The sequence below is a fragment of the Ruegeria sp. CDSC081 genome (assembly GCF_059610485.1).
The window spans coordinates 156713-171357 of record NZ_JBXWNS010000003.1 but is presented as its reverse complement, the minus strand read 5'-3'; the positions used below and the strand labels follow the sequence as shown (position 1 = coordinate 171357).

Annotated in this window: 18 protein-coding genes and 1 pseudogene; 5 read left to right on the top strand and 14 right to left on the bottom strand. The window is 55.2% G+C overall.

The window, feature by feature from the left end:
- Nucleotides 1-42 precede the first annotated feature (42 nt).
- Complete coding sequence (locus AC2FH9_RS06430; RefSeq protein WP_496871108.1) at nucleotides 43-318, top strand: hypothetical protein; 276 nt, start codon at nucleotides 43-45, stop codon at nucleotides 316-318.
- Nucleotides 319-506: 188 nt separating this feature from the next.
- Here AC2FH9_RS06430 and AC2FH9_RS06425 read toward each other — a convergent pair whose 3' ends face one another.
- The 11 genes from AC2FH9_RS06425 to AC2FH9_RS06375 form a co-directional block, all read right to left on the bottom strand.
- Complete coding sequence (locus AC2FH9_RS06425) at nucleotides 507-950, bottom strand: YqfO family protein (protein ID WP_496749929.1); 444 nt, start codon at nucleotides 948-950, stop codon at nucleotides 507-509.
- 80 nt (nucleotides 951-1030) lie between these two features.
- A complete protein-coding gene (locus AC2FH9_RS06420) occupies nucleotides 1031-1735 on the bottom strand; it encodes an ArsR/SmtB family transcription factor (RefSeq protein WP_496698541.1) in 705 nt (234 codons plus the stop codon).
- Nucleotides 1736-2844: 1109 nt separating this feature from the next.
- Entirely contained in the window at nucleotides 2845-3102 is a 258-nt protein-coding gene (locus tag AC2FH9_RS06415) for a hypothetical protein (protein WP_496871107.1), read from the bottom strand.
- A gap of 13 nt (nucleotides 3103-3115) precedes the next feature.
- A complete protein-coding gene (locus tag AC2FH9_RS06410) occupies nucleotides 3116-3817 on the bottom strand; it encodes a NapC/NirT family cytochrome c (protein WP_496871106.1) in 702 nt (233 codons plus the stop codon).
- Between the two features lie 29 nt (nucleotides 3818-3846).
- Complete coding sequence (locus tag AC2FH9_RS06405) at nucleotides 3847-4284, bottom strand: nitrate reductase cytochrome c-type subunit (protein ID WP_200818550.1); 438 nt, start codon at nucleotides 4282-4284, stop codon at nucleotides 3847-3849.
- Between the two features lie 12 nt (nucleotides 4285-4296).
- Nucleotides 4297-5214 (bottom strand): quinol dehydrogenase ferredoxin subunit NapH, encoded by a 918-nt coding sequence (gene napH / locus AC2FH9_RS06400; protein WP_496871105.1) that lies wholly within the window; start codon nucleotides 5212-5214, stop codon nucleotides 4297-4299.
- Complete coding sequence (napG, locus tag AC2FH9_RS06395; RefSeq protein WP_496871104.1) at nucleotides 5211-6029, bottom strand: ferredoxin-type protein NapG; 819 nt, start codon at nucleotides 6027-6029, stop codon at nucleotides 5211-5213. The genes napH and napG overlap by 4 nt, the downstream gene beginning before the upstream one ends.
- A gap of 27 nt (nucleotides 6030-6056) precedes the next feature.
- A complete protein-coding gene (gene napA / locus AC2FH9_RS06390) occupies nucleotides 6057-8549 on the bottom strand; it encodes a nitrate reductase catalytic subunit NapA (protein WP_496871103.1) in 2493 nt (830 codons plus the stop codon).
- Nucleotides 8546-8839: a chaperone NapD gene (locus AC2FH9_RS06385; RefSeq protein ID WP_496694682.1), complete on the bottom strand. Its 294-nt coding sequence runs from the start codon at nucleotides 8837-8839 to the stop codon at nucleotides 8546-8548. Before AC2FH9_RS06385 ends, napA begins: the two co-directional genes overlap by 4 nt.
- A complete protein-coding gene (gene napF, locus AC2FH9_RS06380; RefSeq protein WP_496871102.1) occupies nucleotides 8836-9351 on the bottom strand; it encodes a ferredoxin-type protein NapF in 516 nt (171 codons plus the stop codon). Before napF ends, AC2FH9_RS06385 begins: the two co-directional genes overlap by 4 nt.
- 183 nt (nucleotides 9352-9534) lie before the next feature.
- Complete coding sequence (locus AC2FH9_RS06375) at nucleotides 9535-9735, bottom strand: transposase (protein ID WP_496749921.1); 201 nt, start codon at nucleotides 9733-9735, stop codon at nucleotides 9535-9537.
- Between the two features lie 22 nt (nucleotides 9736-9757).
- Here AC2FH9_RS06375 and AC2FH9_RS06370 point away from each other — a divergent pair.
- A pseudogene (locus AC2FH9_RS06370) lies at nucleotides 9758-10018 on the top strand (IS110 family transposase); the annotation flags it as partial.
- A 350-nt stretch (nucleotides 10019-10368) separates the two neighbouring features.
- Here the strand turns inward: AC2FH9_RS06370 and AC2FH9_RS06365 are convergent.
- The 3 genes from AC2FH9_RS06365 to AC2FH9_RS06355 all read right to left on the bottom strand — a co-directional run bounded on the left by AC2FH9_RS06365 (nucleotide 10369) and on the right by AC2FH9_RS06355 (nucleotide 12892).
- Entirely contained in the window at nucleotides 10369-11076 is a 708-nt protein-coding gene (locus tag AC2FH9_RS06365; protein ID WP_496749920.1) for a hypothetical protein, read from the bottom strand.
- 486 nt (nucleotides 11077-11562) lie between these two features.
- The gene (locus AC2FH9_RS06360; protein WP_496698206.1) at nucleotides 11563-12195 is read right to left on the bottom strand and encodes a DUF2306 domain-containing protein; all 633 of its coding nucleotides are present in this window, start codon (nucleotides 12193-12195) and stop codon (nucleotides 11563-11565) included.
- Nucleotides 12182-12892 (bottom strand): hypothetical protein, encoded by a 711-nt coding sequence (locus AC2FH9_RS06355; protein WP_496871101.1) that lies wholly within the window; start codon nucleotides 12890-12892, stop codon nucleotides 12182-12184. Before AC2FH9_RS06355 ends, AC2FH9_RS06360 begins: the two co-directional genes overlap by 14 nt.
- 83 nt (nucleotides 12893-12975) lie before the next feature.
- On the opposite strand from AC2FH9_RS06355, the gene AC2FH9_RS06350 reads away from it, so the two are divergent.
- From AC2FH9_RS06350 to AC2FH9_RS06340, 3 genes are read left to right on the top strand one after another with little or no spacing between them, the layout of a single operon-like run.
- A complete protein-coding gene (locus tag AC2FH9_RS06350; protein WP_496871100.1) occupies nucleotides 12976-13428 on the top strand; it encodes a MarR family winged helix-turn-helix transcriptional regulator in 453 nt (150 codons plus the stop codon).
- 1 nt (nucleotide 13429) lies between these two features.
- Nucleotides 13430-13654 carry a hypothetical protein gene (locus AC2FH9_RS06345; RefSeq protein ID WP_496871099.1) on the top strand — a complete coding sequence of 75 codons (225 nt, stop codon included), beginning with the start codon at nucleotides 13430-13432 and terminating at the stop codon, nucleotides 13652-13654.
- Nucleotides 13655-13659: 5 nt separating this feature from the next.
- Entirely contained in the window at nucleotides 13660-14283 is a 624-nt protein-coding gene (locus AC2FH9_RS06340; RefSeq protein WP_496749916.1) for an SAM-dependent methyltransferase, read from the top strand.
- Nucleotides 14284-14645: the final 362 nt, after the last annotated feature.

Here is a 14645-nt window from a genome sequence, read left to right as displayed (position 1 = left end):
GACGCATACGAAAAACCTACGGTACCCGATATGTCGCCGCCGATGAACCTGCATGATCTCATTAAAGATCAGGACCTGGCACCCGACCTCATCGGGCATATTGACAGACTTTTGGTGTTAAAAAGCAAAACCAAGGAAATCGGCCGTGGACAACGCATAGCGATCCTTGACGATTTCATACACGATCAAATGGCGTGGGCAGCCGTGGTGAAAAAGAACGAAGATCGCCTCGACCTCATCGCCGAGGGTAATAACTTGCTGCGGTACATCGTTAGGGAAAATGCCACGGCCAGAAATGCCATTATCGAAGGCATGTGACAGCAGATCGGGCGTTCAACGAGGGACAGGTGCATATAACACCCGAACTGCGATGTGCAGGAGCTTTCCGTTATTGTTTTGTTTCCAAAAAACCAAAACCGGACCCTAGTACAGCGTGCGGCGAAGGTTCCAAAGGAGCCCTTGCTACTTATTCCTTGGGGTTCGGAGATTGCTGGGTTCAACTTCACTTACCAGTGCTCTTTTGGCACCCAATCTTCGGTCTCGTTGTTCCAGAACCTGTTAGGATTGTCCTCGTCCATTCCCCGGATATGAAGCGTCCGCATGCACGGCTCTACGAAGATCACCGGCTCTTCGTAGGGGTGTGATGAATAGATGTTTCTTAGAACCTGCACGGTTTTGGCTTCGTTACTGCCCAGAAAGAATGACAGTTCCACACAGGGTACCTCGACAACCTTTGAGGTTGCCGTGTTGCGCCCACTCCCCAGGGATCTGAATTGTTGCATTCCCGGCGCGGTCTGATAGGCGACGCAATCGTAGTCGCCATATTTCAGAACGTCATCGACCAGAACCGCGTCAATGATCTTTTGCGCATGTGTATCTGGCACCTGGACGACGATCCGCAGACCGTTTTCAGGAACGAACCTGTCATTTTCGAGTTTGGGCAATGTCATGTTTATCTCCAGCAGCTTCTGCCGAAATAGCTCGTATTGGCGAAGCTGTGGAAAAGGACGGTTCGTTATCGGCCGAACTGTCAATTGTCGTCCGAGCCGTCCAGAGCCTTTCTGCTCAGGCCAAACCAGCGTTCGAGCGCATCGAACCCGTCGTCGGAAATGGTAAGAGCGCGACTACCGGTCCTGCGCTCCAACCAATTCGCTGTCAGTGACTTCTGCATGATCGCTGTGGCCAGCGGGCCGGAAATGTGGTGCCGACGCTCTGTCCAGTCAAGGCAGAGTTTTGCCGGAGGTTTCCCCGATGAAACAGGTGGCGGCTCGATCCCGATATCATCGAGGAAGTCCTGATAGCGAGGTCCGGATGTCAAAGCGTCATCTCTGAGATTCAGCACATTAAGGGCAACAAGGCGCTTCGTCATCAGGACGCCGAGCTTACCAGCAATATGATTGTAGCAACTGCGTGCGCGTTGTGTGTCTGTCGCGATCCGGCCGGGCCGAGACAGGTGGTCGGTCGGTGACAGGGTAGCCAATCCTTCCAGCACCCGGGCAACGTCAGCACTTGCCACCCAGTGATAAACATGCCGGCCGCTTCGCAAAGAAGCAGTCAGACCGGCAACTTCGAGTTGCTTCAAATGGGCACTCGCGGTCTGCGGGCTTACCTTGGCCGCACAAGCCAGCTCTTTGTTGGTGAATGCGCGCCCGTCCATCAGTTCGCACAGGATGCGGGATCGGCTGGGATCGGCGAGCGCGGCCCCGATTATATCCAGTCTCGGTTCGATTGCCATGCAAGACAGATTAAAGACAGAAAGCGAATGCAGCCAGTAATAACCGTTCGATGGCGAACGAAATGAGCTTTAAAGCGGACGCTGATCATGTGTCTGTGTTTGTCCCGCTAGAAAGCCACTGGCGTTAGTCCCACTGAATCGCCACTACTCAACCCGAGATCGCTTCACATAACACCGGTTCAGGACGTTCGCAGTTTGTTACAGCGCAGCGATTCAGCCGAAGATTGCGAAATCTGCCGCTCCTGACGTGGGGCGTCGACAACCGCAATGCGAACAACGTTGACCTTCTTAACGCTTACCTCAAGGCTAGGTTTCGGAAACTGATTGCCCAAAGCGACAACAATGTCTGGGCCTTGTACTTTACCAATCCGGAAAACGTGTGGTGAAATAATTGGGGATACGGACTGCAAACAGGCGCTTCAGCGCAGACCTATAGGCAATGCCTGTGGTAACTTTTGCCGGGCTCCCATCTTTCGGACCTTAGACGTCCAGACAGTATACACTGTGCCGGGTGAGCGTTGATGCTAGGCGTCGACGGTAAACTCGACCTTGCGTTTGATCTTCAGGCTGGACGTTCGAGTGCGGCTGCGGCATCCCACAGGCAAGAGCTCGCGTTGTTTTTTGCGCAGTACAAAATGGTGGGAGTAGGACAAGCAGAGCGCTGATCCTGCCAGGCCAAATCATGGCTCCTAGGATCTTGCGCTTAGGGGCGCCATTGTGCGCAATAAGATATTGAATCAATCTGCGGTGGACTCATTGAGGTCTACTTGCCTGAAGCAATTTGGCCGAAACACTATCTTTAAGGGTTTGATATGAAATCTATTTTATTGCAGCTAGATGTCGGGATACCGGTCCATTGCAAGGCGTGGTCGAATACTCCAGTGGCGCGTGGGCTGCAACTGACAATCTACACCAACGTGAGCAATGGTCCCTCGGCACGGATTGCTCGACAGTTCTGACGGCTTCCATCTCGAAAACCTATCAGATGAGAAATCAGGGGATGTCCATTCCATCAGAGCCCTTCCGCACCTAGTCGCTATCTACCCCAGAGTATCGGGTAAAGGACCAATCACTACGCAGCCATTGCCCAGCACGCTCCGGTCTTTCTGTTAGACCGTTGCCCCTTTGATACGGATCGCAGAACCCAGTGTTCCGGCACACAGACCCACAACAATGGCGATCAGAAGTTCGGTCGTTGCAACATTGGCAAAGTCCCAATGGGCAAACAGCAGCGTCCCAACAATGCTGATCAAACCGCCCATCATGGCCCCCAGCCAGAGGCGGCGCGTCATCATGCCAAGCGCAATGCCCAGAATGCCTGGAAGGCCGATGATGTTGCCTCCGATTGTTCCCAGAAGTTCCAGCATGACTTACCCCTTTTCAGTCCGACTGTGTGGTCAGGTATGACCGGATTTCTGTGCTGCCGTCAGCAAGCTGTTGTTGCAAGTTACCTGCAGATTTATTAGCCAGCGCATCGGTGATTTTCTGGTATTCTTCCTGATAACCCTGCGGCAGGCTGTGTGCGATGCCTTGGTGGCAGTCGATGCAGGTCATGTTGTTGTCAATTGCCCGCTGATGTTCCGATGCAGCGCGTGCTTCTTGAATGGTGAAATCCATATAGTCAAAGTTATGGCAGTTGCGGCACTCGCGGCTGTCAGAGGCCTTCATCTTTTTCCAGACCGCCGAAGCCATACTTAGCCGATGCACTTCGTATTTCTCAGGCGTGCTGATGGTTCCGGCAAGCTCGTGATAGACATCTTTGACAGCCATGATCTTGGCCTTGATCTTGTGGTTCCATTCATGTGGCACGTGGCAGTCAGAACAGATCGCGCGTACACCGGAGTGGTTGTTATAGTGGATCGTCTCGCGGTATTCGCCCAGATTGGTTTCCATCGTGTGGCACGAGGTACAGAATTCCTCGGTATTGGTCAGTTCCAATGTCCAGTGGAACCCACCCCAGAACAGAATACCGGCCAGAAACCCGGCGAGGATCAGAAAGCCCGAGCTGAACATAACAGCCGGGGTCCAGATCGCGTTCCAGAGGCGGCGGATCCAACCGCGGTTTTCGGGGGAGTCTGCCATCTTGGTGCTCCTTTCAGACATGCGTTGGATTAATTGCCGGACGAGGGTTCAAACACGTTGTCGACCAACGCAGGCGCATCTGCCTGAGGCACGTGGCACTGGTTGCAGAAATAACGGGTCCCGGCGATGTGATCCAACTCATTGCCGTCACGATCCAGATAATGGGTCATCGACAGGGTCGGCGCATTGCGTTCCCCGGCTTTGGTCCAGTCATGGCAGGACAGGCATTGATTGGTGCGCACGTCGATCTGGTATTGCTCGATCGAGTGGGGGACAAGCGGTGGTTGCTGGCGATAGTTGCGCTGCATCCGTCCTTCCACGTTCTTGTGAATCTGGTCCAACGGAATGGGTTCATCCACCTCGGCGCCACGCAGGGTTTGTACCGGCGCAGATTGCGCAAGGACGAACCCACTCAGGAATATAACGGGGATCAGGGCGACGACACCTGTCAGGATTGGCTTGTTCATCTCGGCACTCCCTTAAATAGGTCTGGCTACGCGCGGTTCAGGCGCGGGAACTGGGTCGGAAGGTGCGGCGACTTGGTCGTCGAACCGGTGAGTAAATTTGAAGACATCAACTGCACAGACATCGATACAGCGACCGCAGTTTGAGCAGTCGGTTGATAGGATCAGCGGCGTGGCACCCGGCTTGCCCTTCAGCGCGGGCGAAATGATGTGGTTTTCGGGGCAGACGGCATAGCAATCCATGCAATCGTCACAGGCCGAGCGGTTAACCGCGCTGACCCGTAACAGGCTTTTGGTGCCGATCAGGCCATAAAACGCACCGACCGGGCATATGTGGCCGCACCAGCCGTGACGGGCGACAAGCACATCAAAGACAAAGATCGCAACGACCATGGCCCAGACAAAACCGGCCCCAAAGATCAGTCCGCGATGCAGCATGGTGATTGGGTTGATAATCTCCCATGCGATCACGCCGGTGAGGCCCGAGACGATCAGCGCGGTGGCCAATATCCACAACCGCGTGCGCCGTTTAGGTTGCCAACCTTTCGGCAAATCCAAACGCCTGTGCAACCAGTTGGCGGCGTCGGTCACCGGGTTGATCGGACAGACCCACGAACAATAGACGCGGCCCCCGACCAGCGCATAGGCCACCACGACGATCAAGCCGCCAATAAAAGCGGTCATCGCCGGCCAATGCCCGGCGATGATGCTTTGCAACAGGATGAATGGGTCCGTCAACGGCAGTACACCCAGGGTCTGCGATCCTGCCAAGGTACCTGTAACGACCCAGATGCCGAACCAGGGTCCCGACAGGAACAGGACCAGAAAGAACAGCTGACTGATACGGCGCAGTATCAGGTATTTATGCGCACCGACCCAGCCTTTGACCGCCACGGCTTCTTGGCCTATGGGCATATGTGTGCGGGTGGTCATTGTCCCACCCCTGGAAGATCATAGCCGGGCTCAAAACCACCCGGTGCGATCAGGTTGTCGACCCCCGGGCCGGGCAGGCGGTCGGGCAGGTCGATTATGCCTTCAACAACCGGCGCGCCCTTGGCATCTTTTTCTTCCCAACCTTTGCGGTAATGATCCGCGCTGCTGCCCCGCGCTAGACGTGCCGGCAATACCTTGATTGCGGCTTCTGGCAGAACACAGCTTTTTTCGCACATGCCACAGCCGGTGCAGCGGTCGGCATGTACGGTTGGGATAAACATCGCATGGTGGCCCGAGCGGGCGTTATGCGCTGTTTCCAGCGTGATCGCTTCGTCTATCACGGGGCAGACACGGTAACAAACGTCACACCGCAATCCCAGGAAGTTCAGGCAGTTTTCCTGATCGACCAAAACCGCGACGCCCATTTTGGCATCGTCAATGTTATCCAACTTGGGATCTAGCGCACCGGTCGGGCAGGCGGCAACACAAGGGATATCGTCGCACATTTCACAAGGCACATCGCGAGCGGTAAAATATGGCGTGCCCGTCGCCCCGGCATCCGACCCAAGCTCGGCCAGTTTCAAGGTATCATAGGGGCAGTCTCGCACACACAGCCCGCAGCGAATGCAGGCCGACAAGAACTCCCGTTCTGGCAGCGCGCCGGGGGGCCGCAAAGCTTCGGCCGACAATGCACGGGCGTCGCGGGTCAGCCAGGCCAGCAGTGACCCGCCGACCACACAGCCGCCTGCCGCCCGCGCCGTATCCTGAAGGAAGCGGCGACGTTTCGGCGAAAGGGGTGTTTCGGCGAGGGGCATGGGGATTACCTTTGCGATCCGTGCCGATTACGCGCGCTCGACCTTACAGGCGCATTTCTTGTAGTCGGTTTCCTTCGACAGCGGACAGGTTGCATCCAACGTCAGCTTGTTGGTCAACTGGTGTTCATCAAACCACGGCATAAAGACCAAGCCGCGCGGCACCTTGTTGCGCCCGCGTGTCTCAACCCGACTGGTGACCTCGCCACGGCGGGTCGACAACACGATTTCCTGCCCGCGGCGCAGGCCGCGATCCTTGGCGTCTTGTGGATGCATATAGACAACTGCCGATGGGAAGGCCCGGTGCAGTTCCGGCACCCTGCGTGTCATCGAGCCTGAATGCCAATGTTCCAGCACGCGACCGGTCGACAGCCACAGATCATATTCTTCGTCCGGCTCTTCTGCGGCGGGTTCGTAGGGGGCAAAGATGATTTTTGCCTTGCCGTCCTTGTGACCGTAGAATTTAACATCCGCGCCTTCGGGCACATACGGATCGTACCCTTCGCGGAAGCGGTAAAGGGTTTCTTGCCCGTCCACGACCGGCCAGCGCAACCCACGCGCCTGGTGATAGGTTTCGAACGGTGCAAGGTCATGTGCGTGACCACGGCCAAATTCGGCATATTCCTCAAACAGGCCTTTCTGAACGTAGAACCCAAAATGCTCGGATTCGTCGTTGTCAAAGCCTTCCGCAGTTTCGGCTAGGGGGTACTTGTCCACCGATCCGTTGGCGTAAAGCACATCATACATGGTCTTGCCGCGGTGTTCGGGCATCTTAGCCAGCAGTTCTTCATCCCAGACCTCTTCAACGGTGAAGCGCTTCGAAAACTCTATCAACTGCCACAGGTCAGATTTTGCTTCTCCTGGCGCTTTCACCTGCTGGCGCCAGAACTGAGTACGGCGTTCCGCGTTGCCATAGGCGCCTTCTTTTTCGACCCACATGGCGGTGGGCAGGATCAAATCTGCAGAGACAGCTGTGACAGTTGGATAAGGGTCAGAGACTGCGATGAAGTTTTCCGGGTTGCGATAACCCGGGTAACCTTCCTCGTTGATATTGGGTGCCGCCTGCATGTTGTTGTTGCACTGCACCCAATAGGCATTCAGTTCACCATCCTTCAGCTTCCGGTGCTGCAAGACCGCATGGAACCCGGGCTTAGGTGGAATAGTACCTGCCGGGATATTCCAGGCGGTTTCGCAAATCTGACGGTGTTCGTCATTTGCCACCACCATGTCTGCAGGCAGGCGGTGGGCGAACGTGCCCACCTCACGCGCGGTTCCACAGGCCGAGGGCTGACCGGTCAGCGAGAAAGGCGAGTTGCCGGGTTCAGAGATCTTACCAACCAGAAGGTGCACATTATACATCAGCGAATTCACCCACGATCCGCGGGTGTGCTGGTTGAAACCCATGGTCCACAAGCTCATCACTTTGCGGTTCGGGTCTGCATATTGTTGCGCCAGCTTCTCAAGTTTATCGGCGGGCACGCCAGACAGTTCGGCTGTGTATTCCAGCGTATAAGGTGCGACCGCCTCGGCGTATTCTTCAAAGCTGATCGTCTCGAGCTTGCCCGAGTTTGGGTTCTCTGCCTCTTGCTGCAGCGCGTTTGTATCGCGCAGACCATAACCGATATCGGTGGCGGTTTTGGTGATGTTGACGTGCTTGTTGACAAACTCTTCGTTCACCGCGCCGTTCTGAATGATGTAATTGGCGATGTAATTCAGGATCGCCAGATCGGTCTGCGGGTTAAACACTAGGCCATTATCGGCAAGCTCGAACGAGCGATGTTCGAATGTCGATAGAACATGCACTTCGCATCCCGGCTTGGTCAGGCGCGTGTCGGTCAGGCGCGACCACAGGATCGGGTGCATTTCGGCCATGTTCGATCCCCACAGCACGAAAGTATCCGCGTGTTCCAGATCGTCATAGCAACCCATCGGCTCGTCAATTCCGAAGGTACGCATAAAGCCCACGACCGCGGAAGCCATACAGTGCCGCGCGTTGGGGTCGATATTGTTGGACCGGAACCCGGCTTTCATCAATTTCGATGCAGCATAGCCTTCCCAAACCGTCCATTGGCCTGACCCGAACATTCCGACACTGGTTGGGCCCTTTTTGGCGAGCGCCTCTTTCCACTTGGTGGCCATGACGTCAAAGGCTTCGTCCCAACTGACCGGCTCAAACTCACCGTTCTTGTCATATTCGCCGTTGGTCTTGCGCAGCAATGGGGTGGTCAGGCGATCCTTGCCATACATAATCTTTGACAGGAAATAGCCCTTGATGCAGTTCAGCCCGCGATTGACCGGCGCGTCAGGGTCTCCCTGAGTGGCGACAACACGCCCGTCCTTAGTGCCGACCAGCACAGAACAGCCGGTGCCACAGAACCGGCAGGCGGCCTTGTCCCAGCGAATGTCAGGGGTGCCCACCTGCGCGGCAGCCTGACCAGTGGCTAGAGGAATACCTGCGGCAGAGGCCGTAGCTGCGGCCGCTGAGGCCTTGAGGAATGTCCGACGAGTTTCTGATATGGTCATAGCGTGGGCCTCCGGCTGGTGGTTTGGCTTGGGGCATCGGGATGCGGATGGCCGTCCGCAATGTCCTCGAAATGGTGGTACGTCAGCGTCAGAGAAATCACCCCGGGGATCTGGTGCAGGTCCATGATGATCTCGGACGCAAGGCGTGTCGGCGTGTCTTCTACAACAATTACGAAACGGCCGTCTTCGGCCTCGGCGTGAATTTCGACACCGACCGTGCCTTTCATTGCCTCGGACGCCGCCAGTGCCTGCGCTGGTGCGATATGTAAAAGGCATCCGCAGATATTCATTGGCTGACTTCCGTTTGAGATATGGTTTTGCGTTTCAATGTGACGGCATCGACCGGGCAAGACGCCATACACGACCCACAGCCAGTGCAGGCGTCGAGGTCTATTGATGGATCCGCGCGGCCACCCAGTTGCAGCCTGAAGCTGATGGCGTTCTGTTCGCAATTATCCTGACACACTCGGCAGCTGACACCATTGCTGGACAGGCAGGACGCAGCTTCGACCGACGCGCGCCACGGCCAATCTTGCAGGCGTTCTATGTCCAGGGCATCCGTGGGACAGGATTGAGCGCAACTCCCACAAAAAGTACAGGGACCCTCGGTGGGTTGAAACACCGGATACCCATGCTGACCAATGGCAATCACACTTTCGGGGCAAGCCTCGACACAGTCGCCACATTTACTGCATTGATCTGCAAAACCAGGCACAACCGAACCCGGAGGTCGAACAAGATTACTGTCCTCCCGGAATGCGGTGACGCCCAAAAACGCGCGTCGGCTGGTCAGTTGACTCATATCGCTTTGACCTGGCTATCTCTGATTCCTTTTCTGAGTTTACTGCATAATCGTTCTGAGGCTGGTACATTTTGATCCAGATCATTATTTGAGCGCATCGTTCTTAAACGATTTGAGCTATTTGACGTCTGGAATGCCACCATCCGTACTGCTTGAAACCAGATGAGCGATGACACAACAAAGTCAAACCGCCATCTGTCTCAAAACATCTGATGACGTATAGCCGTCCATTGCCAACCGTTGCCACGTCGACAGGTGATTGGGCCGTAGATCATGTCGTCGCGCAACTTCATTGACCTCACACTCAGGACCAACGACTTGGCCACAACACGACCCTTGAACGGTTCTGAAGGTGTAGTCGCCCCCAAGGCCTCGGTGTGCCATTGTGGGTTTGCAAACATCCTGAATGGAGGCGTCACTGGAAGAGATTGGCCTGAATTTGGCGAAGAATGTGTTCCAGGTGCACGGAGCGGCTAGAACAGGTCACCCGGTTCTTCAGAAGAAACTGCGCAGGGGCCGGGTCCTCGAGTACTTTGCCAAATTGCCGTGTTGCGTGGTTGCAATGGGGGCCTGCGCCAGTGCGCATTATTGGGGGCGCGAGATCGGCTGTTTGGGTCACGAAGTCAGGCTGATCCATCTGGCCCTTGTTTCAGGCTGGGCGAAGCGCGCGAATGGCGGGTAAGTTTGGTGTTTCCATGACTGATCCTCCGAACCGCCATTCCATCCCACTTCGACAACCCGACGTTGACCGGTGCAGCATATCACTGGATGCTGCATCGCATCCGACGTCCAGTTTGAGCCCAGAGCGACAGATACTGCGAGATGCACAAACGGCTGCTATCGCGGTGGTTGTAGTAACCTTCAACAACTGATTGAGTTTTGAACGGGGTTTGTGGCGTTATCGGAAGATGTGGTTCGCTCATGTTCCAAAAGCGAGGGTTTTGACCATGAGCGTGATGCAGTTTTACCCGGAAAGGTCTTTGGGCGAGGTTGGTTGGCTGAAGCTTCGGTGATGTATCATCTTTTTTGATCTGCGATCATTTCCTCAACCATTTCAGAAACTCGTTGAAGGTTAACTGTGCGAAAGCAAGGCAGGTTATTGTTTGTCATGAGTGCTTCGACGGTGAGATAGCATTGCAGGCGGGCTTTTTTCTCTTCCTCTGCACCCTCGTGACAAAAAAGGTCATATAAGCCGAGGTACCCAGATCCGCCGTGAAAATCCTCACAAGCCGCAAGAAGCGGGTAGAGTGCCAAAGGGTTCTTTTCGAAGAATCTGCACACAAGACGACCTGCAAGAAGCATGTCCTCTTCCAGCCGTTCCTCTATGTCCAAATCCCGCCATTTCTCGTAGCTTTCGTCTGTGTAGGGTAGGTTCAACCCGAACATAATCTGAGAGAACTCGTCTCTGAATAACTCCTTTAACTCATTTGGTAGGTCCAAGTAGTGAGAAGTCAGAATTGACCCTATTCCGTCCTTGGCAACATCAAGTCTGACGACGTGAATTTTGTTCTCGATCAGGGCGTAGAACTCGACCCAGTCGCCTTGCTGTCGAGGCACAACTTTCCGCACATGGCATTTTCTCTTCTCAATGTAGTTAATAACATCAGCGTGGGAGATTTCACGGAATGCTGTTCCAACCCTAACGTCATCTTTTGCGAGGCTTTCGATTGCCATCTCTATAGATGCGGTCTTGAACAGAGATGATCCTAGTAACTTTCGCAGCATTTACGTTCCTGAATGTGTTTGAGGCATGTAAAATGTAATAAATTCAATATATTAAGAGAATCTTTCTCTGCGGCGGCTTCTTATGAAGCGATTATGTAGCTGCTATCACCCGCCAATGGCAAGAGAAGGAAGGTTTTGAGCCGCCCATGGTTTCTTGGTAATCACTTCCCAAAAACGACCGGTTGTTGAACGGTTCGCCAAACCGGTCCTTGATGCGCTTTCCACGAAAGGCAGCAAGGTCCCGCAAACAGTGAGCATAATGGCCTTCAGGCTTCGCACTCGCGGCGAAGGGCAGCAATGCGGGCTGCGACCGCAGCATGTAAGTTGGCTTAGGGATGTCGGCTCTGGGCCGTCAACGTCGGCACGGGCGTCTTCCACCGAAGCGGTGATCTGCACTGCCGCATGATCGCAAAGAGCCCATTCTGACAAACGTTGCGCGCCCGACGCATATCGGCTCCTTGGCAAAATACCAAATCTCGCGTTCGGTCAACTTGTTGACGCGCTGCCTCTGTCGCGCGTTCTTCGAATCCATACTTCTGCAAGTAGGAGGTTGGGGACCCAACTCATCGCTACAGCGATGAAATATGCCGTGCCTGTTCCCAGATTGTCGCCTGCCAGGACCGGCACCCAGAAGCTGAATGTCACGAAGAAAAACGCCAGGAAATAACTTCGCAACATCCATTCACGGTGCAGAGAAACATTGCGTTTCCGGATCATCTTGTATGCGAAAAGCGTGGACAGGAGCCAAAAGAATCCCAGCAGGAAAAACGACAATCTCGCGGCCCAGCTCACATCGAAGAATGCAGCATTGAGTACCGCCGCGATGCTCGCCAGACATGCGCTGTAGACATAGATGCGGCCACCCCAGCGATGCGCGCGAATGAAACGGGTTCGTATCGCAGGGTTGAACTGCATTATCCCGGCGATCAATGCGATTCCGCCAGCCAGAGCATGGATTTGAAATGGCAACGGCAGCGCGCGCATCTTGTCAGTTTCAGCAAGGCCAATACTTGCTGCGATAGCGAAAACCCCATACGCCACGCCGGTAGCTGCAAGGATGCACCATGCGCCCCACATTTTCCAACGCCATCGCATGAAATGATCTTTAATAATGGCCATCTCCGCGCGCGCCTATCATCGACTTGCCCGCACCGGCCGTGAGCATCGACCCAGCATCCAGTTCGAGGATTTCGCAGGACCCTGGCCCCCGCACGTGGTCGTCACCAGACACCAGAGCAGCGGCAATCGACCCTGCGTAACCAAGCGACACAATTGCAACCGCCGCCCACACGCACCTTGACTGAAACTGCAGGCCGATCAATACGGCGAGAGTGAGCCCCAAGCCGATCTCGAGTACCATGAAAACCCGACCGTAGTATCGAGGTTCCCAATAGGAAACTGGTGAGCGGAAGATCCAGTTCGTGAAAGGCATCCATTGCGCGCGCGCATCGTCATGGTGCAGCAGAAAATCAATCCCCACATGCAGCAGTGCGGAGCTGGCGAACACGATCACGATCAGCGCGATCCTACGTGGCCAAACGGCAGGCAGGATCAGACCGGTGAGGCCCAGGGCGATAAGGGCGAGATACAAGGGGATCGAGTTCAGCAGCATCTGAAGCGTTGTCCACGGCTGCTCCCAGTACCGATAATGAAACACTTCGCACCCGCTGGCCCCTTGCTGCCGCTCGACCATGAACATCGTCCAGACATCGGTATCAGGCACTAACGCGCCCATCAGACCAGCCAGAGCAACCGTAGTGCGTCCCGGCCTCGCGAAGATTGCGGCTCCGATCAGTAGATGGGTTTGCGTGAACATGAGCAGCATCACCATATTGACAATTAAGTTGTCATAATTCATAATGACACCTAAGTTGTCAAATAGAATCCCGGAGCCCCCGCGTGACGCCGCAAAACAAAGAACTCACCGCGCTGATCAGAGAAATAAGGGTAGCGTTCAACCGGCTCAAATCCGTTGCCGAAGCTCTGCACGCCGATCTGGACATCAATCCGTCGATGCGGGCGGTCCTTCAGGCATTGATCTTCAAGGCGCCGCAAACGGTGCCCGATATCGCCAAAGCCAAAGGTGTCTCGCGTCAGCATGTGCAGAAAAACATGAATACCCTGTTGGAGAAAGGTCTTGCCCACGCGCAGGACAATCCCGATCACAAGAGATCAGTACTCTATTTGCCCACCCCAACCGGCATTGATCTTTTTGCCGAGATGCAGGACCGGGAAGACGCACCGATGGCCGCGTTGGCCGAGGCCATGGCAGCGCATGATGTCGCTGCTTCGGCGCAGCTGTTGGCCAGTCTCAACGACGCGCTTGAAATCATGATGGAGAAGGGGAGCTAACGTGATTCAGCACTCGAAACGCCACAGCAAGACCTTCGGCATCGTCATTGTCGCACTATTTATATGGGGTGTCGCCACCCTGTGGTCGTGGAATGCTTTTGCGGTGGACCTTCTGGGGTTTCCCGAGATGGCGTATCGCCATGCGCTTGCCCTCGGCGTTCTCGTTCTTTCGATTGGCGGGTTGCTGGCGATGCCCCTGTGGATGTCTCGCGCGGGTAACGCGTAGTGTCGATGAAACCGAAGATCGTCGCACAGTTTCGGCATCCATCAGGCCTGTTGGGTGCGTTGGCGGGACGGATCATGGCAGCGCGGCAATCGAACCGTTTCCGAAATGACAGAACAGTCGATTTGATGGCTCTGTCGCCCGATAGCCGCGTGCTTGAGATCGGCTGCGGCCCCGGTCTGGCCCTCGCAAAATGTGCCTCTGTTGTAACGTCAGGGCGGGTGGTAGGTCTTGACCATTCCGAGGTGATGATCCGGCAGGCTCGCAATCGGCTAAGAGAACAGTGTGCCGCAGACAGAGTCACGTTGATCGAGGGCGGGATCGCCCGCCTTGCTAACTGGCCGGGCGCATTTGACCGCATCTTCTCGCTGAACGTCATACAGTTTCAAAGCGACAAACACGGGTTTTTTGGTGCAGTATATGAAGCATTGGCTACTGGCGGGCATTGCCTGACCACCTATCAGCCACGGCTGGACGCGGATGGCCCGGGTGCTGCGCGACGCATGATCGCCAGCATCGAGGAAGCGCTCCACGCTGTTGGTTTCGAGAACGTGACCGAAATCGAGATCTTTGGCGGGGCCACTCCGGCGATTTGTGTCATCGGCCAGAAGAACGATCCTAACCGAAACTAACCAAAGGAGATCTAACACTGCACAAATTTATGGAATTGGAGGATCTTTCTTCAGATCTGATGATCCGGCTAGACTAGCAGAATGGTATGGGACCCATCTATCAATCCCGTCAACTCCGGCTTCGCCCACCATGCAATCCTGGATCAGCGAGCGCGGCATGACAATCTTTTCGACGTTCCCGAAAGACAGCGACTACTATCCCGGAGACCGGGGCTTCATGCTGAACATTCCACGTCGCGGACTTTGATGCGACGTTCAAAGAGCTGAATGTTGCCGGAATCGAAAGCGGCGCCGAAGTCGCGATAGGGGATTGGAAGGTTTGCTCGCATTCACGATCCGGAATTAAATCCAATCGATCTGTG